18 protein-coding genes are annotated in these 20,158 nt (G+C 71.1%); 14 read left to right on the forward strand and 4 right to left on the reverse strand.

The features are described 5' to 3' along the window. Positions 1 to 12 precede the first annotated feature (12 nt). Entirely contained in the window at positions 13 to 1,551 is a 1,539-nt protein-coding gene (locus ACZ4XD_RS31105; RefSeq protein ID WP_468047554.1) for a fibronectin type III domain-containing protein, read from the forward strand. A 22-nt stretch (positions 1,552 to 1,573) separates the two neighbouring features. Beyond that, a complete protein-coding gene (locus tag ACZ4XD_RS31110) occupies positions 1,574 to 2,002 on the forward strand; it encodes an FAD synthase family protein (RefSeq protein ID WP_042158396.1) in 429 nt (142 codons plus the stop codon). 44 nt (positions 2,003 to 2,046) lie between these two features. Here ACZ4XD_RS31110 and ACZ4XD_RS31115 read toward each other — a convergent pair whose 3' ends face one another. Beyond that, positions 2,047 to 2,778, reverse strand: a complete 732-nt coding sequence (locus tag ACZ4XD_RS31115) for a CDP-alcohol phosphatidyltransferase family protein (protein ID WP_468047556.1) — start codon at positions 2,776 to 2,778, stop codon at positions 2,047 to 2,049. A 41-nt stretch (positions 2,779 to 2,819) separates the two neighbouring features. Here ACZ4XD_RS31115 and ACZ4XD_RS31120 point away from each other — a divergent pair, with 41 nt between their 5' ends. The 4 genes from ACZ4XD_RS31120 to ACZ4XD_RS31135 all read left to right on the forward strand — a co-directional run bounded on the left by ACZ4XD_RS31120 (position 2,820) and on the right by ACZ4XD_RS31135 (position 6,824). Next, positions 2,820 to 4,121, forward strand: a complete 1,302-nt coding sequence (locus tag ACZ4XD_RS31120; protein WP_468047558.1) for a glycosyl hydrolase family 28-related protein — start codon at positions 2,820 to 2,822, stop codon at positions 4,119 to 4,121. A gap of 214 nt (positions 4,122 to 4,335) precedes the next feature. Next, a complete protein-coding gene (locus tag ACZ4XD_RS31125; RefSeq protein ID WP_468047560.1) occupies positions 4,336 to 5,397 on the forward strand; it encodes an HpcH/HpaI aldolase/citrate lyase family protein in 1,062 nt (353 codons plus the stop codon). Between the two features lie 5 nt (positions 5,398 to 5,402). Then, positions 5,403 to 6,275: an HpcH/HpaI aldolase/citrate lyase family protein gene (locus tag ACZ4XD_RS31130; protein ID WP_468047562.1), complete on the forward strand. Its 873-nt coding sequence runs from the start codon at positions 5,403 to 5,405 to the stop codon at positions 6,273 to 6,275. 177 nt (positions 6,276 to 6,452) lie between these two features. Beyond that, a complete protein-coding gene (locus tag ACZ4XD_RS31135) occupies positions 6,453 to 6,824 on the forward strand; it encodes a hypothetical protein (protein ID WP_468047564.1) in 372 nt (123 codons plus the stop codon). Positions 6,825 to 6,909: 85 nt separating this feature from the next. On the opposite strand, the gene ACZ4XD_RS31140 is transcribed toward ACZ4XD_RS31135, so the two are convergent. Together ACZ4XD_RS31140 and ACZ4XD_RS31145 are read right to left on the reverse strand one after the other, a co-directional pair. Then, positions 6,910 to 7,311 carry a hypothetical protein gene (locus tag ACZ4XD_RS31140; RefSeq protein ID WP_468047591.1) on the reverse strand — a complete coding sequence of 134 codons (402 nt, stop codon included), beginning with the start codon at positions 7,309 to 7,311 and terminating at the stop codon, positions 6,910 to 6,912. 164 nt (positions 7,312 to 7,475) lie between these two features. Next, positions 7,476 to 8,759, reverse strand: a complete 1,284-nt coding sequence (locus tag ACZ4XD_RS31145; RefSeq protein WP_468047566.1) for a PAS domain-containing protein — start codon at positions 8,757 to 8,759, stop codon at positions 7,476 to 7,478. Positions 8,760 to 9,100: 341 nt separating this feature from the next. Here ACZ4XD_RS31145 and ACZ4XD_RS31150 point away from each other — a divergent pair, with 341 nt between their 5' ends. The 4 genes from ACZ4XD_RS31150 to ACZ4XD_RS31165 are packed head-to-tail and all read left to right on the forward strand — an operon-like array spanning position 9,101 to position 14,658. Next, positions 9,101 to 10,477, forward strand: coding sequence for an ATP-grasp domain-containing protein (locus tag ACZ4XD_RS31150; protein WP_468047568.1), 1,377 nt, complete (start codon positions 9,101 to 9,103; stop codon positions 10,475 to 10,477). Beyond that, positions 10,474 to 12,489 carry a PEP/pyruvate-binding domain-containing protein gene (locus ACZ4XD_RS31155; protein WP_468047570.1) on the forward strand — a complete coding sequence of 672 codons (2,016 nt, stop codon included), beginning with the start codon at positions 10,474 to 10,476 and terminating at the stop codon, positions 12,487 to 12,489. The genes ACZ4XD_RS31150 and ACZ4XD_RS31155 overlap by 4 nt, the downstream gene beginning before the upstream one ends. After that, positions 12,486 to 13,814, forward strand: coding sequence for an MFS transporter (locus ACZ4XD_RS31160; RefSeq protein ID WP_468047572.1), 1,329 nt, complete (start codon positions 12,486 to 12,488; stop codon positions 13,812 to 13,814). Before ACZ4XD_RS31155 ends, ACZ4XD_RS31160 begins: the two co-directional genes overlap by 4 nt. 22 nt (positions 13,815 to 13,836) lie before the next feature. Then, entirely contained in the window at positions 13,837 to 14,658 is an 822-nt protein-coding gene (locus ACZ4XD_RS31165) for a class I SAM-dependent methyltransferase (RefSeq protein ID WP_468047574.1), read from the forward strand. Positions 14,659 to 14,703: 45 nt separating this feature from the next. Here ACZ4XD_RS31165 and ACZ4XD_RS31170 read toward each other — a convergent pair whose 3' ends face one another. Continuing rightward, positions 14,704 to 15,873 carry an agmatine deiminase family protein gene (locus ACZ4XD_RS31170; protein WP_468047576.1) on the reverse strand — a complete coding sequence of 390 codons (1,170 nt, stop codon included), beginning with the start codon at positions 15,871 to 15,873 and terminating at the stop codon, positions 14,704 to 14,706. Between the two features lie 93 nt (positions 15,874 to 15,966). On the opposite strand from ACZ4XD_RS31170, the gene ACZ4XD_RS31175 reads away from it, so the two are divergent. From ACZ4XD_RS31175 to ACZ4XD_RS31190, 4 genes are all read left to right on the forward strand, one after another. Next, the gene (locus ACZ4XD_RS31175) at positions 15,967 to 16,542 is read left to right on the forward strand and encodes a TetR/AcrR family transcriptional regulator (RefSeq protein ID WP_468047578.1); all 576 of its coding nucleotides are present in this window, start codon (positions 15,967 to 15,969) and stop codon (positions 16,540 to 16,542) included. 384 nt (positions 16,543 to 16,926) lie between these two features. Then, positions 16,927 to 18,234, forward strand: a complete 1,308-nt coding sequence (locus tag ACZ4XD_RS31180) for an MFS transporter (RefSeq protein WP_468047579.1) — start codon at positions 16,927 to 16,929, stop codon at positions 18,232 to 18,234. Positions 18,235 to 18,338: 104 nt separating this feature from the next. Beyond that, positions 18,339 to 19,634, forward strand: coding sequence for a condensation domain-containing protein (locus ACZ4XD_RS31185; RefSeq protein WP_468047581.1), 1,296 nt, complete (start codon positions 18,339 to 18,341; stop codon positions 19,632 to 19,634). A gap of 141 nt (positions 19,635 to 19,775) precedes the next feature. Beyond that, the coding region (locus tag ACZ4XD_RS31190) for a condensation domain-containing protein (protein ID WP_468047583.1) at positions 19,776 to 20,158 on the forward strand (383 nt) is incomplete at its 3' end.

The raw sequence follows: 20,158 nt of genomic DNA on the forward strand, positions 1-20,158 counted from the left end.
CAGGGGGGACCTGTGCGCCAACGAAGCAGACCTGTCCATCTCTTGCTCGCGGCCGCGGTGCTCGGCACCGCGTCAACCGCCCTTTCCGCCGGCCCGGCTCAGGCCACCGGCGAAACGACCCTCACCGCCGATCCGCTGCGCACCTGGCAGACCGACGGCATCGTGTGGGCGATGGCCTACGCCAAGGGCATCGTCTATGTGGGAGGCACCTTCAGCCATATCCGGCCGCCGGGCGCCGCCCCCGGTACCGGTGAGCTCGCCCGTAAGAACTTCGCGGCCTTCGATGCCAAGACCGGTGAACCGGTCTCGTGCGCCCCGGCGTTCACCGGCGGTACGGGCACGATCCGGGCCATGAAGGCCTCGCCCGACGGCTCGAAGGTCTACATCGGCGGCTCGTTCGGGAAGGCCGGCCCGGTGGGCCGGTCCAACACGGCCGCCCTCAACACCGACGACTGCACCATCGGGGCGGACTGGCAGCCGACGGTCAGCTCGACCGTACGGGCCCTCGACGTCACCGAGGACACCGTCTACATCGGCGGTGGTTTCGGGACCGTCCAGGGACAGACCCGTGAGCGGGTCGCCGCGCTGCGGCCCGACGGCGAGCTGCTCCCGTTCAAGGCGACGATCCGTGGTTCCTCGGTCGGCAACGACCCCACCCCGGCGGTCAACGCGATCACGGTCGCCCCTCAGCTCAACAAGGTCATCATCGGTGGCCGGTTCACCTCGGTGAACGGCAGCCTCTTCGGGGTGCACGCGCTCGCCGGGCTCGACGCCACCACCGGCCGGGTCGTCAACTCCTTCACCGGCTGGATCCCCAACCGCTCGGCGGTCAAGTCGCTCGTCAATGACGGGACCAACTTCTATCTGGGCGCCGAGGGCACCGGCGGCGGGGTCTTCGACGGCCGCGCGGCGGGCCGGCTGTCGGACGGCGGGCAGCTCTGGAAGGACACCTGTCTGGGCGCCACCCAGGCGGTGCTGCCGTACAAGGGCGTCCTCTACAGCGGCTCCCACGCGCACGACTGCTCCAACACCCCGGGCGGCTTCACCGACATCGGCAACCGTCAGCACTTCCTGGCGCAGTCGATCTCGGACAAGACGATCCTGCCGTGGTTCCCGGACACCAACGACGGGATCGGCGAGCAGATCGGCCCGCGGGCGCTGACCATGGCGGACGGCGTGCTGTGGGCGGGCGGCGAGTTCACCACCGTCAATGACGCGCCGCAGCAGGGCCTGACCCGGTTCACGGCGGCGCCGGACACCGGGGCGCCGCAGGTGCCGCTGCTCAGCGGTGCGAGCGGGTCCCGGGGCAAGATCACGCTGAACTGGAAGGCCTCGTGGGACCGGGACGACGGTGTCCTGACCTACAAGATCTACCGGGACGGCGAGTATCTGACCTCGCTCAACCAGGATTCGCGCTACTGGAACCGGCCCAACATGAGCTACACGGACACCGTGGAGCCCGGGGCGCAGCACCGGTACTCGATCGAGGTCACCGACGGCACCAATGTGTCCGGGCGCAATGGCCCGGTCTATGTGACCGCCAGAAACTGACCGTATGCCGAGTGGGGGGTAAATGACGCACCGAGTAGGTTATGCGCCCGGGGTCTACGACCTATTCCACGTCGGGCATCTGAACATTCTCCGGCACGCCAAAAGCCAGTGCGACTATCTGGTGGCCGGTGTCGTCTCGGACGAAATGGCGGTGCAGGCGAAAGGGCAGGCACCGGTCATTCCGCTGGCCGAGCGGCTGGAGATCGTACGCAGCGTCCGATTCGTGGACGCGGCGTTCGTCGAGACGGTGCCCGACAAATTGGAGACCTGGCAGCAGGTACGGTTCGACGTCATTTTCAAGGGCGACGACTGGCGGGGGACGAGTAAGGGCGACAAGCTCGAAAGGGATTTCGCGACGGTCGGGGTCGATGTGATCTATTTCCCCTACACCGTGCACACGTCGAGCACCCTGCTGCGCAAGGTGCTCGACGGGCTCGCGAATTCCGCGTGACCGGCCCGGGGCGTCCGCCCTGGTGAGTGTCCGTCCCCGGCCGGTCAGCGGCCGGGGGCGGACAACTCGCGGTACCACTTCACCAGGAACGCCACCATGAACAGCAGATGGGCGACGAGCAGGCCGCAGTACAGCACCAGGAACACATCGCGGCTGCCGAACAGCAGGAACACGGCGCAGAAGACGCCGTAGTCGACCGGAAGCAGGGCGACGGAGCGCAGTGTGGAGGCGGGTGCCGCGGGTGCCGGCCCGCCCGCACCGCTCCGCAGCCGGTCGGCGCGCTTGAGCTGTTCGGTGAGGATGCCGCCGAAGAAGACCATCACCGCGGCGAACTGGAAGGCGACGGGTACGAACAGATACCGAGGGTCGGAGAGGCCGAAGTGGCGGTAGAACGAGACGAGTACGGCCATGTGGAGGGCGAGCATCTTCGCGCAGTCGACCACATGGTCCAGCCACTCCCCCGCGGCGCTGCCCGTTCCGGTCAGCCGGGCGAGCTGCCCGTCGGCGGAGTCAAGGGCGAAACCGAGGACCAGCGCCGCGAAAATAGCCACCGCCGCGGCGGGCGAGGGGCGCAGCACCGCAATCATGACCACGCCGGCAAAGGTGAAAACCGCACTGATCATGGTGACTTGATTGGGAGTCAGCTTGAGGTGGTAGCCCATGGCGGCTAACACCCGGCCGGCCGGCCGGTTCACATAACGCGAGTACAGGGACACTCCCTTCGCGGATTTCTGGGCCGCAGACAGCTGTCTGATCGCATATCCGAACTGGCTCATGTCCCCCACCTGATGAATGGAACCCCCGAAGGAGCAACATCATGGCAGGCAGGACCTCTTCGTCAACCGGTGGCGCCGATCGCCGGACGGTGCTGGCGGGTACGGCCGCGGCGCTGGCGGCCGCCCTCACCGGATGCGATCCGGCGGCCCCTGCCTCCCGGCAGTCGTCCGACGACGCCCGGGCCCCCGTGGTCACCGGCCACAAGCCCAAGGGCAAGGACGTCATCGATGTGGTCGCGGACTTCGGGGCCAAGGGCGACGGACGCACCGACGACAGCCGCGCGTTCGCCCGTGCGTACTCCTACGCGGCCGGCCGGGTGTGGGACCACATCGGCCGGACCGTGATCGACATACCGGCCGGCACCTATCTCATCCGCAAGCCCCATGCGCTGCTCAACGCCACCGGGGGAAAGCTCAAGGCCAACGGCTTACGGTTCCGCGGGGCCGGCAAACGTATGACGCAGCTGCTCTTCGCGCCGCCCGAGGGCAGCGACACGGCCTACCTGTGCCGCAACGAGGACAGCTGGGCGAATGTGATGTTCGAGCAGCTGGGTTTTGTCTCCGCCACCCCCGGTGCCTCGTTCTTCTACTCCTACTCGACCGGTCAGGCGCAGGACTACCGCTTCACCGAATGTGAGTGGACCGGCGAGTGGACCTACGGGCTGGCCCTCGACGGCAGCAACACCAACTCGGAGATGCGCTGGGACGCCTGCCGGGTGGGCGGGGCCTACCGCAAGGCGTTCCTGTACTCCGGGCTCTCCGAGAAGTCGGTGAGCCACCGCCAGCAGGACCAGTTCCTCAACTACTGGTTCAACGACATGAAGGTCGAGTACGCCTGGGGCAACTTCCTGGAGTTCCCCTACGGCGGCTCCATCACCTGCCGCGGCGGTTCCTATATCGTCACCGGCCGCCGCCCCGAGGATTCCGGCGACTACGGGCGCACCAGCACCTTCTTCCGTTTCCCGCGCGGTCCGCACCATGACTCCGTACAGCGCTTCCACGCCGAGGACATCCGCTTCGAGGTGCGTGACCCGGACACCGTCGTGATCGACTGTGCCTGGGACAGCGGCACGGTGCACTTCAACGACTGTGACGACACCGCGAACGCCTTCAAGTCCTTCGCCGGGGAGAGCAGCCCCCATCGCTACCGCATCGGCTCCCAGGGCCCGCTCGTGCGGTACGACTCCTGCCAGCTGTCCGGGCAGCACTCCTACGAGCAGGACGGCGGCGGCGCCGGCCCCCGGGCCCGCTATGACATGTGCCGGTTGCGCAATCACTCTCCGCAGGACTTCATCAAGGGTGCGGGCGACCGGGTGAAGTTCGTCGACTGTCTGGGGTCCTGAGCGGCGGGCCTGAGCGGGTCGCGGAGGCGGAAATCCGGGGGTCCGGAAACGCCGCTGACGCCCTGTGTGCCCGAGGCCGTCCCCTCGCCGACGGTGACCAACGGCACACATACTGGTCAGTAATGTTGCCGCTGGTCGGGCCTAGAGTGAGGGCCGCAAGGGCGCCGCCGGGCACCGGCGGCGATCCTCCCTCCGAGCCGACCAGGGAGACTGCATGCGTTCTCCGAAGGACTTCTTCCGCCCGCTGGCAGTCGGGGCGCCCACACCGGTACGCGAGGTACCGTTCCGGCCGTCCCGGATGATCCACTTCTTCGACCCGGGCAACGAGAAGATGGCCGCCAAGGTGCCGGCCATCGCGCCCACCGTGGACGTACTGCTCGGCAATCTGGAGGACGCGGTCGCCGCCGACCGCAAGGAAGCCGCCCGGTCGGGTCTGGTGAAGATCGCCAAGGCCACGGACTTCGGTGACACCCAGCTGTGGACCCGGATCAACAGCCTGGACTCGCCGTGGGCGCTGGACGATCTGCTGACGCTGGTCACCGAGATCGGTGACAGGCTCGACGTGATCATGGTGCCCAAGGTCGAGGGCGCCGAGGACATCCACTACGTCGACCGGCTGCTCGCCCAGCTGGAGGCGAAGGCAGGGATCCAGCGGCCGATCCTGGTGCACGCCATCCTGGAGACCGCCACCGGCGTCGCCAATGTCGAGGAGATCGCCGGCGCCAGCCCCCGGATGCAGGGCATCTCGCTCGGCCCCGCCGACCTCGCCGCCAGCCGCCGGATGAAGACCACCCGGGTCGGCGGCGGGCACCCCGGCTACCTGGTCCGGGAGGACCCGCACGGCGCGGACGCCGACGCGCCGCGGGCCACCTTCCAGCAGGACCTGTGGCACTACACCCTGGCGCGGATGGTCGACGCCTGCGCGGCGCACGGCATCCTGCCGTACTACGGGCCGTTCGGTGACATCAAGGACGTCACCGCCTGCGAGGACCAGTTCCGCAACGCCTTCCTGCTGGGCTGTGTCGGCGCCTGGAGCCTGCACCCGGTGCAGATCGCCATCGCCAAGAAGGTGTTCTCCCCCGCGCCCGCCGATGTCGCCTGGGCCCGCCGGGTCATCGAGGCGATGGGTGACGGCACCGGCGCGGTGATGATCGACGGCAAGATGCAGGACGACGCCACGTACAAGCAGTGCCAGGTGGTCGCCGAACTCGCCGATGCCCTCGCCGCCCGCGACCCCGAGCTGCGCGACGCCTACGCCGCGGCCGAAAAGGAGTAAGACCCGTGTCCGACGCGATCCTGCGACCGCGCCGCTCCGTGCTCTACATGCCCGGTGCCAATGAACGCGCCCTGGAGAAGGCCAAGTCCCTCCCGGCCGACGCGCTGATCCTCGACCTGGAGGACGCCGTCGCCCCCGATGCGAAGGCGGAGGCCCGCAAGCGGGTCGCGGCCGCCGCGGCCTCGGGCGAATACGGCTACCGGGAGGTGACGATCCGGGTCAACGGGCCCGGCACCGCCTGGCACGCCGACGACCTCCGGGCCGCCGCCGAGGCCGGCCCGGACGCGGTGGTGGTGCCCAAGGTGGACTCCGCCGACACCGTCCGGGAGGTCGAGCGCGCCCTCGAAGCCGCCGGCGCTCCGGACCGTACGGCGATCTGGGCCATGGTCGAGACGCCGCGCGCGATGCTGGACGCCCGTGCCGTCGCCGCCGCCAGCGAACGCCTCACCGTGCTGGTGATGGGCACCAACGACCTGGCGAAGGAGTTGCACGCCGAGCATGTTCCCGGCCGGGCCCCGCTGCTGACCGGGCTGTCCCTGGCACTGCTGGCGGCCCGTGACACCGGCAAGGCGATCCTGGACGGCGTCTACAACGACGTGAAGAACGCCGAGGGGTTCGAGGCCGAGTGCGTGCAGGGCCGGCAGTTCGGGTTCGACGGAAAGACCCTCATCCATCCGTCGCAGGTCGAACCGTGCAACCGGGCCTTCGCTCCGTCGGCCGACCAGATCGCCCATGCGCGGAAGGTCATTGACGCGTTCGACGAAGCCACCCGCGAAGGGCGCGGTGTGGTCACCGTCGACGGCCGGATGATCGAGAACCTGCATGTCGAGGACGCCCGCCGGGTTCTCGCCCTCGCCGAGGCGATCGCCGGACGGTAGGAGCGCGCGCCCTTCCCGCGGGCCGCGGGAAGGGCGGCTCGGCTCCAGGGCCGTCACGGTGAATCCCATAATCGGACAGGGTGAACAATCGGGACTGGCCGTTGCTCAGGCTTGGTGGTGCGGGGCATCCGGGATAGCAAGATCCCCGGGGACCCACCATGAGTGCAGGAGCACACAGTGAAGAATTCGGCACGCGTCAATGTCGTGATGGCAGGAGCCTGCGGTCTGCTCCTGGCCGCGGGTACGGTCTCGCCCACCCTGGCGTGGGCCGAGTCGTCGTCCGGCGGTGACGGGGTCTCGAACAGCGACACCGTCGCCCGCTTCGATGCCAGATTCCGCTGTGCGCACCGGGCCAGATTCTGTATCAACGGCCCGGTGCTCAGCGGAAACCCCAGAAGATCGCAGAACGTGCATGTCGCCGGCACCGTCAGCAACAGCGGCAGTCCGACCAACACCAACGGCAACACCAACGAGGACACCGGCGGCACGACCGGCACGGCGACCAAGTCCGGCAACAACGAGCAGCACATCCACCATCACCGCGAATGAGACGCGCTTCGGGCGCGTCGAGCCGCTCCGGCCCCGGGCGTTCCGGGGCCGGAGCGGTGCCGTCTCCGCCGGCGCGGTGTCCGGCTCAGTGGTGGAAGAGTCCGAGTCCGAGGATGCGCTGGATGTTGTTGCCGCTGCCCGACGAAGCGCCCGTGACGGAGTTGGCGCCGTTGGTGGTTCCGTTGGTGTTGGAGAGGTTCCCGCTGTTGTTCGGGTTCCCGTGGTTGATGAAGTTGCCGCTGTTCAGGCTGTTGCCGCTGTGCACCGGCCCGTTCACACAGGCGTGGGGGGACGCCAACACCGGTGACCTGTAGTGGATTTGACCCAGGCGGTTGTTGCAGACCACCCCGTTGACCGTGCCGTTCAGGGTGCCCACATCGGCGTCCGCCACAGCGGAGAGCAGCGAGTCCGGAAGGGTCACCGCCTGGGCCGCTCCGCCGCCGAACAGCACCAGCCCGCACGCCCCGACGACCGTTCCCGCCTGCACAATTCTTCTCACGACGCTCCTCGCCTCTTCAGCCTTCTGATGCCAGACGTATCGTGCTGCCGCGGTCGGCCCGCATCGGCGTTCAACCCGCGGGGAGCAAACCCCTGGCGGCCACAATCAGCCGGGTGGCCCACATTCCGGAGGTACCGGCGGCGGCGGGGCCATCAGGTGACGCTGTGCGGGTGGCAGGCCGTCGCCGAGCGGGGCGGCCAGGCCTGGGGGGCGAGGATGCCCAGGACATAGGCGCGGGCGACCAGGGCGGGCCTGGTCGGGGCGTCCAGGAGATCGCGCAGCCGGCTGAGGTGGTAGTCGACGGTCTGCCGGGAGAGGTGCAGCGACGTGGCGATCTCCGCGTTGCTGTGGCCGGCGGCCAGCAGGGACAGGATGCGTACCTGACTGGCCGTCAGCGGCGGATGCGGATCGTGGGCGACCCCCTGGTGGGTGACGACCGCCCAGACACTGGTGGCACGGTCCGCGCTCCGGCCCACCGTCGTCAGATGCAGCCGGGCGCGGCGCTGCTGACCGCGGGCGTCCATGAGCACCACGGTGGTCTGGATGCGCCGGCTGCGGCGGGCTATGAGATCGAGCCAGCTGCGGTGCAGCCCCGGTAATTCCGGAGTCGGGCCCAGCACGCTGTGCGCGCGGCGGCCGACGAGGTCGGAGAGCCGGGTCCGCAGCAGGTCGGCGGCCGCGGCGCTGGCCTGCTGGATGCGTCCGCCCGCGGAGATCAGGGCGCACGGCAGTCCGCTGTGGTCGCGCAGCGCATGCAGGCTCTCCTCGGCCTCCCGGCGCTGGCGCAGCGCCCGGGTGTAGTCGCTGATGTCGATGTAGATACCCGCCACGCACCGCTGGCTGCCCTCCCGGACGGGGAATCGATGGCCGACCGCCTGGCCGCCGGTGCCGTCGAAGCGGTGGTAGGTGAGGGTGTGCCGGACCGGTTTGCCGCGTTCGAGCACCTCCCGGTCCAGGCTCAGGACCCGGTCGGCGTCGGCCGGGCCGTCGACGTCGGCGACGTCCTTGCCGATAATGTGCTCCGGTGTGGTGCCGTACAGATGGGCGTAGGCGTGGTTCGCCCAGAGGTAGCGCCCGTTCACGTCCCGGATGAAGGCCGCGGCGGGGGCGAGGTCCGCGAAGGCGCCGTAGCGGCGGGGTCCCGCCGTATGGGGGCCGACCTCCACCGCCAGTCCACGGGAGCGGCCCTGCCGGGGCACGCCGAGGGGCCAGTTCACATCGAAGACCCGGCCGTCGAACCGGGCCTGCCAATGGCTGATTTCGGGTGCCTCGGCCGGCCCGGCGAGTTCCTTGCGCACGGTGTCGAGGAACCGCTGGGCGGTCACCGTGTCGCCGAAGGCACCTCCGCCGCTGTCGATCACGCGTAGCTCACGGTCGGCCTCCCACCAGGACACCGGAAGGCGTTCGAGCAGCGACTTCAGACTGGTCTCGTCCACGACGGGCCCCTTAGTGGTGAGGAGATCAACGGGTTTCGGACGGCGCGTCCCCGCCATGCGTATCCCCCGGTGCGGGCAGGCATGCCCGGTTCTCGGCCGATCTGGCGACATCCGCGCGTTCACATCTGCTGCGCCGCGGGGACGCCATACGGCATCACGGAACCTCCACGACGGAATGACGGTATCCACAACTCTGGCATTTGCCTGAGCGGTTGCGGCCCGAAGAGGGGAACGGTGGGCCGCACGGCTGCTTCGCTAGAGGGAACGGCGTTCGGATCCGGGGGGCCGGGCGTTGCCAGCCGTTCCGATGGTTCCCACGTATGAAAAGGAGTCGGATTCCAGTGAGCAAGGTGCTGTTCGTGTATGCCAAGGGTGGTCCGCCCTTGGGGTACGCCCTGTCACGGGTCGCCGCACGGTCGGCAGTGCACCTGCTGGCGCTCAGCGCGCTCCCTCCCACCGTCGCCGCGTCCGCGGACCGGCTGTGCGCTTCGGTGCTGTGCCCCGCCGAGTCCGAGCGGCGCGACCTGGTGTCCCTGATCGTCTCCCGGGCCCAGGCGGTGGGCGCGGACGCGGTCGTCACCTTCTCCGAGTACGCCGTCGTCGCGGTCGCCGAGGCGTGCGAGAAGCTGGGCCTCGCCGGGGCGGGCAGCTGCTGCGCCCTGGCCCGCGACAAGCGGATGATGCGGCGCACCTGGCAGGAACAGGGCATATCCCAGCCCCGGTTCCGGCCGGTCGCCACCGCACAGGATCTGCACGACGCGGCCGCCGCGCTCCGCTTCCCCCTGCTGCTGAAGGCCGCCTGGAGCGCCGGCTCCACCGCCCACCGGATCCTGCGCTCCGCCGACGACGTCCCGGCGGCCTGGGAACGGGCGCGGGAGGTGATGGCCGAATCCGCGCAGCTGGGCTATGCCGAGCTGCATGTGGCCGACGCCGGGGCCGACTTCCTCGTCGAGGAGATCGTGCCGGGCACCGCCACCGGGTGGTTCGACCAGGAGGGCTGGGGCGACTACGTCAGTGTCGAGGGCGTCGTCGTGCACGGCGACTTCCGTCCGGTCTGTCTCAGCGGGCGGATGCCGACGGTGGAGCCGTTCACCGAACGCGCCGGGATCACCCCGGCGGCGCTGCCGGACGACGCGCAGCGGCGCATCGTGGCCCTGGCGCGCGAGGCCGTCGATGCGCTGGGGCTGCAGAACTGCGGTACGCACACCGAGATCAAGCTCGGCGCCGACGGGCAGATGTGGGTGATCGAGACCGCCGCCCGGTTCGGCGGGGCGATGACCGTCCCGCAGATCGAGGAGGTCTTCGGCCTGGACCTGATCGGCATGCTCACCGACCATCTGCTGGGGCGTCCGGTCTCCTGGCCCGCCGAGGTGCGCACCCCGCAGGAGGCGCACGGCGCGGCCGGTTCCCTGGTCGTGCTGGCCGTCGACGGCGCCGGTGCTGCCTGGCCGGACCAGCGGGTCTGGGACTTCCCGACGGTGCGGGACGCGGTACCGCTCAGCGCCGGCAGCCATCTGTCCGTGGTCGCTGAGAACTCGCTCCCGGACGGGGCGCCGGTTCCGGTGTACGACCCGGCCGCGGGCGCCAACACCATGGCGGCGCTGTGCCTGTTGTCCGCCACCGACCCGGAGACCGTGATCCATGACTTCCGGAACCTGGTGGACGCCCTGCCGCGGGTGCTCCCCACGGCCGGTCCCACCACGGAGGTGCGCCCATGACCACCACCGCCGTTCTGCCCGCCGGTGCCCCTGGCCCGGTCACCGACCGCACCGTCATCGGTGAGAACCTCTCCCTGCCGCTGTTCCGCACGCTCTCGGGTGTGCTGGCCGGCCACCCGTACCTCAAGGTCGTGGTGGACCGGATCGAGGACACCTGGCATCTGCTCGACACCGCCGTCCACCCCTTCCACGTCAACTACATCGCCACCCGCGTCCTCGGCATGGAACTGACGGAGCTGGACTCCTGCCTGGACGCCTTCAACGCCTCGGTCTACATGGACCCCGAGCGCCGCTTCCTGCTGGGTGTGCTCTCGCTGCACACCGACGAGGACGCCGAGGGCCGGGAGCGGCCCTTCCTCGTGCTGGAGACCACCGAGGCCGACACCATGAACGGCCGGCTGCTGGAGGAGTTCTACGCCTTCGTCCGGCACCGGGTCGACGGCCGCCTGCCGCTGCTGCTGAAGCCGGCGAACCACGGGCAGGAGCACGAACTCGCCGCGATCAGCGACGTACACGTGCCGCGGATCCTCGGCCATCAGCTGTTCGGCAACCGCACCCGCACCCCGCTCAACCCGGGTGAGGCCGTCGGCCGGCTCCGCTACTTCCGGACCCTTGAGGAGTACACGGCCGCGGCCGACGGGCTCGGCTGGTCCGACATCGTGGCCATGCCGTGTCTGCCGGACGACGTACCGCGGGTGGCCGGCTTCCTCAACACCGCGCCGGGCACCCCGCTCTCGCACACCAATGTCCTCGCCTCGGGCTGGGGCATCCCCAACGCGATCGTGCGTGACCTGGAGCGGATGGTCGACGCGGACGTGCTGGACGGCGCCTGGGTCCGCTACCGGGTCCAGGACGACGAGATCACGCTCGTCCCGCTGGCCCATGCCCCGACGCTGGAGGCCCCGGCCTGGCACCAGCAGCGGATCCGGATGGAACCGCCGCTGCTGGAGGACGTGCCGGCGCTGTGGCTGCACCGGCTGCGCCGCGCCGACCGGGACCGGTACGGGACCAAGGCGGCCAACCTCGGCGAGCTCCATCACGTCCTCGACAGCCGCACCGCCGACCTCACCGCCTTCTACGGTCAGCCGAGGCCACCCCGCGCCGACCTCTACGGCCATCTCGCGGCCCGTCTCGGCGTCAAGGACGCGACACCCGAGGAACTGCGGGCCCTGGCGGCCGACTTCGTGGCCGGGGTCATCACGGCACCCGATGGCGTCGCCCTCCCCTTCGCCCTTCAGCACCGCTTCCTGACCTCCTCGCCCGCCGTGCAACAGGGCCTGGGCAAGCTCAAGATGGCGCTCGAACTCGACGCCGTCGACGTGCTGGACGCGCTCTGTTTGCATTTGCAGCAGCTCATCCGGAACACCCCGCTGCCCGAGGACGTGAGCCGTCAGATCACCCAGGCGCTGCCCGGCGGCCCGGCCACCGGCAGGCGTCTGGTGGTGCGCTCCTCCTCCAACGCCGAGGACCTGCCCGGGTTCTCCGCGGCCGGGGTCTACGAGTCGATCACCACGGTCCACGGCGCGGACGAACTCCTCGACGCGGTACGCCAGGTGTGGGCCTCCCTGCTGTCACCGCGCAGCGTCCGGCTGCGCCACCAGGCGGGCATCTCCCTCGACGACACCTATATGGGCGTGATCATCCAGGAGTACGCGCCCGCTGACCTCGGCGGTGTTCTGGTCACCTGCAATCCGACCAGGCGTGAGGACTTCCGCAACGTCTACCTCAACTGCTCCCCCGGCTCACCCGAGACGGTCGTCGACGGGACGACGCTGCCGCTCCAGTACCTGTACAACACGGTGGAGGGCGGCGGCCGTACCGTCGCGCTCGGTTCGTCCGGCGAGGACCTGCCCGTCGGTACCCGGGACAAGCTGGCGCGGCTGGCGCTGACCGGGCGGCTGCTCCAGTCCCACTTCAGCGACTCCGACGTGGACCATCCGCTCGACATCGAATGGCTGATGACCGATCAGGGGGACTTCCGCCTGGTCCAGATCCGCCCCTACGCGCTGTGATCCGCCGGTTCACCGGCCCGCTGCGCACCCGCCGGTCCCGGCCCGCGGGTGCGCCGCTGCCACCACGGGCCCGACGGATCATCCGGCTGAACAACGGCTTCCAGCTGCTGTTCAATCTGCTGTGGTGGATGCCGGTCTTCTACGCCTACCAGCGGGAGGCGGGGCTCTCCGACGGGGAGATCTTCGGCATCCAGAGCATCTACTACGTCGCGTTCTGCCTCTTCGAGATCCCGACCGGGATGGTGGCCGACCGTATCGGTGCCCGCAACTGCCTGCGGGCCGGGGCGGTCGTGATGACCGCGGCGAACCTGGCGCCGGTCTTCGCGCCCAGCTACACCGGCTTCCTGGTGCACTTCCTGGCCATCGCCGCGGGCCGCTCGCTGACCTCCGGCGCCGCCAGCGCCTATCTCTACGACGGCCTGCAGGCCGAGGGCGCGGGCGAGCACTATCTGAAGGCCGAGGGTCAGGCGCGGGCGCTGGGGCTGGCGGCGAAGGTGCTGTGCTGGCCGCTGGTCGGTCCGCTGATGGCCGTCGCGCACCCCACGCCGTATGTGCTGAGCGCCGCGAGCGCGGCGGGTTCGCTCGTCTGTGCCGTGGTGCTGCCGCGGCAGGCGACGGCCCGGCACAGCGGCCCCGGCCGCGGCAAGGGGACGTCGGGCGGGCCGGTGTTCCTACGCGATGCCGTCTCCGCGCTGCGCTGGGTGTGGGCCACTCCCTGGCTCGCGCTGCTCATGGTGCAGGGCGTCGCGGTGTTCACGCTCTCCCGGATCTGCCAGGTCAATCTCTTCCAGCCGGTGCTGCTGGACCATGGCATCCCGGAGAGCTCGCACGGCGGTGTGCTGGCCGCGATGACCGTCGCGGAGGCGGTGGCCTCGGCCCGTCCGCAGTGGCTCGGCAGGCGGCTGTCCCCGGTGGCCTGGGTGTCGCTGCTGAGTCTGGCGATGGCGGGCACGCTGGCGGGCAGCACCCTGGGCGGACCGTGGACCGTGGTCGCCCTGCTGTGCGTGTTCGCCGCGGTCACCGGCTTCGCCTATCCGCTCCAGCGCAAGCTGGTGAACGACGCCATCCCGGCGGGGGCGCCCCGGGCCACCCTGCTGTCCGTCGAGAGCATCGTGGACCGGGGCGTGTGCGCGCTGGCGGCGGTGGCCGCGGGGGCCTATCTCTCGGCGGGCCGGCTGGACGCGCTGCTGTGGCACAGCGCGCTGGCCACCGGTGTGGTGATGGTGGTCCTCCAGCTGGTCCTGCGGCGTGCCCCGGGCCGCCGCAAGGTCGCTCCGGTGGCCGAGCCGGAAACGGAGCTGGTCACCACAGCAGGAAACCCCTGAGCGGCACGGTCATACTGGGGACGTGCGGGGTACCGAAGCCGGGCGTTACGGCGACGGCCTGTTCCGTCCGGAGGAGACCGGCGAGGCCGACCGTATCGACCTGGGCGCGCTCGCCTATGACGCGGTGAGCACGGCCCGGCTGGCGGCGCTGGGCGCCGGGCCCGGGTGGTCCTGTCTGGACGTGGGCGCGGGAACCGGCACCCTCGCGCGGTGGCTGCTGGAGTCGGCGGGTGTCACGGCGGTCCTCGCGGTCGACCGTGACACCCGGTCCCTGGACGCCGGCCGGACACCGGGGCTGTCGACGCTGACCGCCGACATCACCGCGCCGGACTTCGACCCCGGCCGGTTCCAGCTGGTCCACGCACGGTTCGTACTGATGCATCTGCGCTCCTGGCGCCGCATGATCACCAAGCTGGCCTCGCTGGTCGCGCCCGGTGGTGTGCTGGTGCTGAGCGACGCCGTGGACCTGACGTCCGCCGGGGCGCCGGCCACCCCGTACACCACGGTCATGCGGGCGATGTGGCACGGGCTCCGGCAGTCCATCGGCACGGACATCTCCTGGGTGCCCGACTGTCCGTACCTGTTGCGGGAGGAGGGCCTGAGCCGGGTGGCCGCCGAGATCCATGTTCCCCCGTTGGTGCCCGGCAGCCCCCTCAGCCGTTTCTGGGCCGATACCTGGGACCGGGCGCGGGACGCCATGCTGGCGACCGGGCAGGTGGACGCGGATGGAATCGAGCGGGCCGGGCGCGAGCTGGCGTCGGACGACTGCGCCGGGCTCTCCCCCGGGATGCTCACCGCCTGGGGCTGGCGGACCGAGGAGGCCGTCCGCGACGGGCACCTCTGACGTGCCGCCGGCCGGACGGTACGGTCCGTCAGCCGCGGGGCGCGGTCAGCGGGACCGCGCCGGGTCCGGTGCGGGTCGGTCCGCTGTGGGGAGTTGCTGGGTGGAGCAGTGGATACCGCCCCCGCCCTCAGCGATGTTGTCGACCGGCACCTGCACCACCTTCCGTCCCGGATACTGCTCCCGCAGGATCGCGGCCGCCCTGCTGTCGGCCTTCCGGTCACCGAAGCGGGGCATGACGACCGCGCCGTTGGCCACGTAGTAGTTGACGTAGCAGGCCAGGAACTCCTTTCCGCGCCGCCCGAAGTCCGACGGCTCGGGCAGTTCGACCACCTCGATCCGCTTCCCGCGGGCGTCGACGGCCCGGTCCAGGACGCTGCGGGCCTGTTCGTAGGCACCGGTGAAGACGTTGCGGGGCGCGTGCTGCGCGGGGGTGCTGAGGACCACGACGCCGGGCGCGGAGAACCGTGCCAGCGCGTCGATGTGATAGTCCGTGATGTCCTTGCCCTTGACGCCCTTCACCCAGATCACCTTCCGGGCGCCGAACAGATCCTTGAGCTCCCGCTCCACGTCCGCCCGGGTCTTGCCGGGGTTGCGGTTGTCGTTGACGAGGGAGCTCTCGGCCGCCAGCAAAGTGCCCCGGCCGTCGCCCTCCACGGCGCCGCCCTCGCCGATGAGCGGTGCCTTGATCCGCGGGATCCGCGCGTCGGCCAGGACCTCGCGGGCGACCCGGCGGTCCCGGCCGTGCTCCTGCTTGCCGCCCCAGCCGTTGAAGTTGAGGTCGACACCGGCGACGCCGTCGGGGCCGAGCACGAAGACCGGTCCGGTGTCCCGCATCCAGAGGTCGTCCACCGGTACCGGGACGACCTCCACCCCGGACCCGCAGGCCCGCTGTGCCGCCTTCGCGTCCCGGTCCCCGGCCAGCAGCAGCACCGGCTCGAACTCGGCGACGGTCCGGGCGAGCCGGGCGATGTCGGCCCGCACTCCGGCGGTGTACGGCCCCCAGATCCGCCGGCTGGGCCAAGACATATACGTCGCCTCGTGCGGATGCGCCTCATCGGGCAGCCGCCATCCGCCACCGGTCCGCGCCGCCGCGGGGGCGGCACCGGCCCCCTGCCCCGCGGCCCCGTCGCGGTCCGGTTCGCCGCAGCCGCTCAGCGCTCCCCCGAGGGCGGTGGCGACCGCCGCTTGCAGTGTCTGACGTCGGGATATATCCACGATCAGCTCCCTGACTGAAAATTTGGTCAGGACGATGTTAGGGCATGATCGGATCCGAGCCACCTTGATTTCCTCGGACAGCGGGAGCATGCGATGCCGGACAGGCCCACCCAGATCCTCGAAGCCGCCGCCCGGCTGATCGCCCGGCGGGGCGTCCGCGGGCTGCGTGTCGAGGAGGTTTCCGCGGAGGCCGCCGTCTCGACCGCGCTGATCTACTACCACTTCAAGGACCGCGCCGGACTGCTGCGCCGCACCCTGGAGTTCATCAGCCGGCGCGCGGTCCGCTACACGGACGCCGCGCTGGAGACCTCCGACGATCCCCGGGTGCAGCTCACCGAGATGCTGCTGCTGGAGCTCCAGGACAGCCCCCAGGTCAGGGAGAACAGCGCGGCCTGGGGCGAGTTGCGTGCCACCGCCGTCTTCGACCCGGATCTGCGGGAGCTGCTGGCGGCCGCGACCCAGGAGTGGGTGGACGACCTCGCCGGGCTGCTGCGCCGCGCTCAGAAAGCCGTTCCGAACGGGGCCGGGACGGACCCCCACGCGGCGGCCGAGCGGCTCACCGCGCTCGTCGAGGGCCTGAGCGAACGCTGGCTGAGCGGCACCACCTCGCTCCAGCGGGCCCATGAGCTGCTCCGCGGCGCCGTCGAGACGGAACTCCGGCCAGTGTGACCGGACTTACACCCCGGCTGCCCCCGCCCCACGGCGGGGGCAGCCGCATGTTTGCACCGGCGAGAGGCCCCGCCACCACACGGTTACGGCGTCGACACGGCCGCCATAGCGGATGAACTCAGCGCTTCGGTGAATAAGCGGACATCAACGACTGTTTTCGGTCGGAGTCCGGCACGTAACGCTCTGCGCATGATCGCCCGTTCCCGCCCGCGCCCCACCACGGGTTCCCTCGCCCACCAAGGGCGCGACAGGTGACGGTCCTCCGGCAGTTGCCCGTATCTGACGGAAAATTTTCTGTCTTGGTGGGTAAATAGTGAAGAAAGGCGACCGAAAGTGTGCATCGGTTTTTGACCATCGATCGGCCGCTCGGCGATGGTCCTTCGTATGCCCGTCATACCCCGACCCGCGGCCAGCGGCCCGCTGCGCCTGCGCGATTTCCGTCTTCTGCTCGCCGGTGCCGCGGCCGGCCAACTCGGCGCCCAGGTCACCCTGGTCGCCCTGCCCCTCGTCGCGGTCTTGGAGCTCAACGCCCCCGCCTTTCAGGTGGGGTTGCTCACGGCCGCGGAGACCGCCGCGTTCCTGCTGGTCGGACTGCCGGCCGGGGCCTGGGTCGACCGGATGCGCAAGCTGCCGCTGATGATCCGGGCCGATGTCGTACGGGCCGTGGCGATGGCCAGCATCCCGCTGGCCGCCGTCGCCGGGGTGCTGACGATGACTCAGCTGTATCTCGTCGCCCTGGTCACCGGGGTGGCGACGGTCTTCTTCGACGTGGCTCATCAGAGCTTCGTGCCGCATCTGCTGCCCAAGGACCAGCTGGTACCGGGCAACGGGGCGCTGGAGACCATCCGTTCCTCGGCGCAGGTGGCCGGTCCCGGGCTCGGCGGCGGTCTCGTCCAGCTGCTCGGGGCCTCCCTCGCCATCGTCGCCGACGCGGTCGGCTATGTGCTCTCGGCGCTGTTCCTGTGGGGGATCAAGCAGCCCGAGAGCCGCCCGGAGCGCGTCGCGGGGACGTCCCTGCGCCAGGACATCGGTGAGGGGCTGCGGTTCGTCTTCGGGCACCGCCTGCTGCGTGTGATCGCAGTGACGACGGGCCTGGCGAACTTCTTCACCGCGACGCTGATGGCCACCCAGTCCGTCTTCCTGGTCCGGGTGCTCGGCCTGGCGCCGGGTGTGGTCGGCCTGGTGCTGGCCGCCTCGGCGGTGGGCGGGCTCGCCGGGGCACTGTGCGCGGGGCGGCTCGCCGCCCGGTTCGGCCAGGCCAGGATCATCTGGCTGTCCGCGCTGGCCACCGGCCCGTTCGCGCTGTTGTGGCCGCTCTCCGGGCGCGGCGCGGGCGCGGCGCTGTTCGCGGTCGGCTCCGGCGTGGTCTTTTTCGGCGCCGTCGTCTACAACGTCGCGCAGGTGAGCTTCCGTCAGGCGCTCTGCCCGCCCCGGCTGCTCGGCCGGATGAACGCCACCCTGCGGTTCCTGATGTGGGGCACCCTGCCGCTCGGCGCCCTGGCCGGCGGTGCGCTGGCGGACGCGTTCGGCGCCCGCTCGGCGCTGGCGTGGTGCGCGGCCGGATTCCTGGTCGTGCCGCTGCCGCTGCTGCTCTCCCCGCTGCGCCGGATGCGGGACCTGCCGGCCGCCGGGGCGGCCGAGGACACCCCCGCCGACACCACGGACCCGGCCGAGCCCGCGTCCGTCGGCTGACGCCGCGGCCGCCGTATCCGGCCCGGCCCTTCTCTCTCCGCGCACGGCCTTCCCACCCGCCTCACCTCCTGGTGAGGCGCGACCGTCACGACAAAGAGGATCACGTGCTCAGCATCACGAGCCAGTACCTGGCCCGTTTCCGGCGCTTGGAAGCCGGTGACGGCACCCCGGTCCTGCTGCCCGTCACGGGCGCCCAGCGTCGCTTCGCGCTGGTGCGTGCCATGGACCCCCACGGGCGGCCGGATCTCGTGCCGATGTTCTTCGCCTTTCCGCGCGGCACGGTGGACCCCGTGCGCCTCGCGGCGGCCGCGAACCGTCTCGCCGCCCGGCACCCCGTGCTCCGGGCCCGGCCCACCGTGCTGCGCGGCACCCCCGTCCTCCGCCTGGAGCGGCCGCAGGTCCCCGTGATCCAGGAGACCTGCGCGCCCGGCGAGGACGCGGCCACCGTGCTGCGCCGGGCGCTGGGCCGGTGGGCGCCGGAGGGCGCACCGCTGCGGCTGTTCCTGGTGCCGGACGGTCCGGAGGGCACCGAGGAGGTCCTCGCCGTCGTACTGGACCACAGCGCGTGCGACGGCCAGTCGCTGGCCCGGCTCGTCGAGGAACTCGGCGCCGGCTACGACGAGGGCCCGCAGGCCGAGGACCCCTCTCCCGCCGATGTCGCGGCCGAACTGGCCGCCTACCAGGACGCCGTGCTGCGGCAGCTCGACGCGGAGGAGCGCGCGGGGGCGCCGGAGGCGATGGCGTACTGGGGCGAACGCCTGCGCACGGTGTGCGAACAGGCCCCCGTGGCCCGGCCGGAGCCCCTCTCCCCCGGTGCGCCGCCGAGTGGCTCGGCCGCGCTGCGGATGCCCGCGCCCTCCGACGGGGTGCCCTTCCCGCAGCTGCTCAACGCCTGTGGCGCTGCGGCAGCGGTGCTCTACGGAGCGGGCCATGTGGTGCCGCTCGGCTACCCGTGGGGAGGGCGGCCGGCCGGTGCCGCGCCGGTGCTCGGCTGCTTCCTCAACACCGTGGTCTTCCCGACCACCACGGGCGACGCGCCCACCGCCGCGGCCACGGCGGCCGCCTGGTGGGACGACCTGGACCATGCCGCCACCCCCTTCGACGCGGTGGTGCACGCCGCCCGCGCGGCCGGCTCCGGCTGGCGCGGCCGGCTCGACGGCATGCTGACCGTCGACGACACCCGACGCCAACCCCCGCTCCGCCTGGGCGGGGTGACCGGCCGGGAGATCCATGTCGACGGCCGGGCGGTCCGCGGACCCTTCGCGGTCTCCGTCTCCCAGGGCCCCGAGCTGCGGCTGCGCATGGTGTGGGACCGCGCGGTCCTCCCCGATCACGCCGCCGAGAGCGCCTTCACCGCGCTGGCCGACGCGGTACGGACACCCGTGCCGACGGCCGGCTGACCCGGGCCCGCCCCGCACTCATCCACCGAACTTGCCGGACCTGCCGCGCGATCCGCGGCACGGTCCGTGCACCCCCCACCGGCCGGGCCCGACCACGTCCCGGCCGCGCACACCAAGACCCGACGACCTCAGGGATCGCCCATGCTTCCGCTCTCCTCCTCGCAGGAGATCGTCTGGCTGCACGAACAGGTGCAACCGGGCAGCCGCGCCTACAATTTCACCGCCGCCCTCGACCTGTGGGGCACGCTCGACGCCGACGCGCTGCGCGACGGACTCGCCGCCACCCTGGACCGGCACGCCGGTCTGCGGCTGGAACTCGTCGCCGTCGCCGGGGCGATGCCCGGCCAGCGGGTCGCCGGGGCCTGTGCGCCGCGGCTGCGCACGGTGGACCTGAGCGGGGCTGCGGACCCGGAAGCCGCGTTCCAGGAGCTGCTGCGCACCGAGGCGGAGACCCCGCTCGACACCTACGAGGCACCGCTGCTGCGCTGGACGCTGGTCCGGCTGGCGGAGGACCGGCACCGGCT

Source organism: Streptomyces sp. NPDC029466 (genome assembly GCF_055574515.1).

Bases quoted from the DNA above. Each gene is read 5' to 3' on its own strand.
- ACZ4XD_RS31110 (WP_042158396.1), top strand. From the start codon at position 1,574: ATGACGCACCGAGTAGGTTATGCGCCCGGGGTCTACGACCTATTCCAC.
- ACZ4XD_RS31115 (WP_468047556.1), bottom strand. From the start codon at position 2,778: ATGAGCCAGTTCGGATATGCGATCAGACAGCTGTCTGCGGCCCAGAAA.
- ACZ4XD_RS31120 (WP_468047558.1), top strand. From the start codon at position 2,820: ATGGCAGGCAGGACCTCTTCGTCAACCGGTGGCGCCGATCGCCGGACG.
- ACZ4XD_RS31125 (WP_468047560.1), top strand. From the start codon at position 4,336: ATGCGTTCTCCGAAGGACTTCTTCCGCCCGCTGGCAGTCGGGGCGCCC.
- ACZ4XD_RS31155 (WP_468047570.1), top strand. From the start codon at position 10,474: ATGACCACCACCGCCGTTCTGCCCGCCGGTGCCCCTGGCCCGGTCACC.
- ACZ4XD_RS31175 (WP_468047578.1), top strand. From the start codon at position 15,967: ATGCCGGACAGGCCCACCCAGATCCTCGAAGCCGCCGCCCGGCTGATC.
- ACZ4XD_RS31180 (WP_468047579.1), top strand. From the start codon at position 16,927: ATGCCCGTCATACCCCGACCCGCGGCCAGCGGCCCGCTGCGCCTGCGC.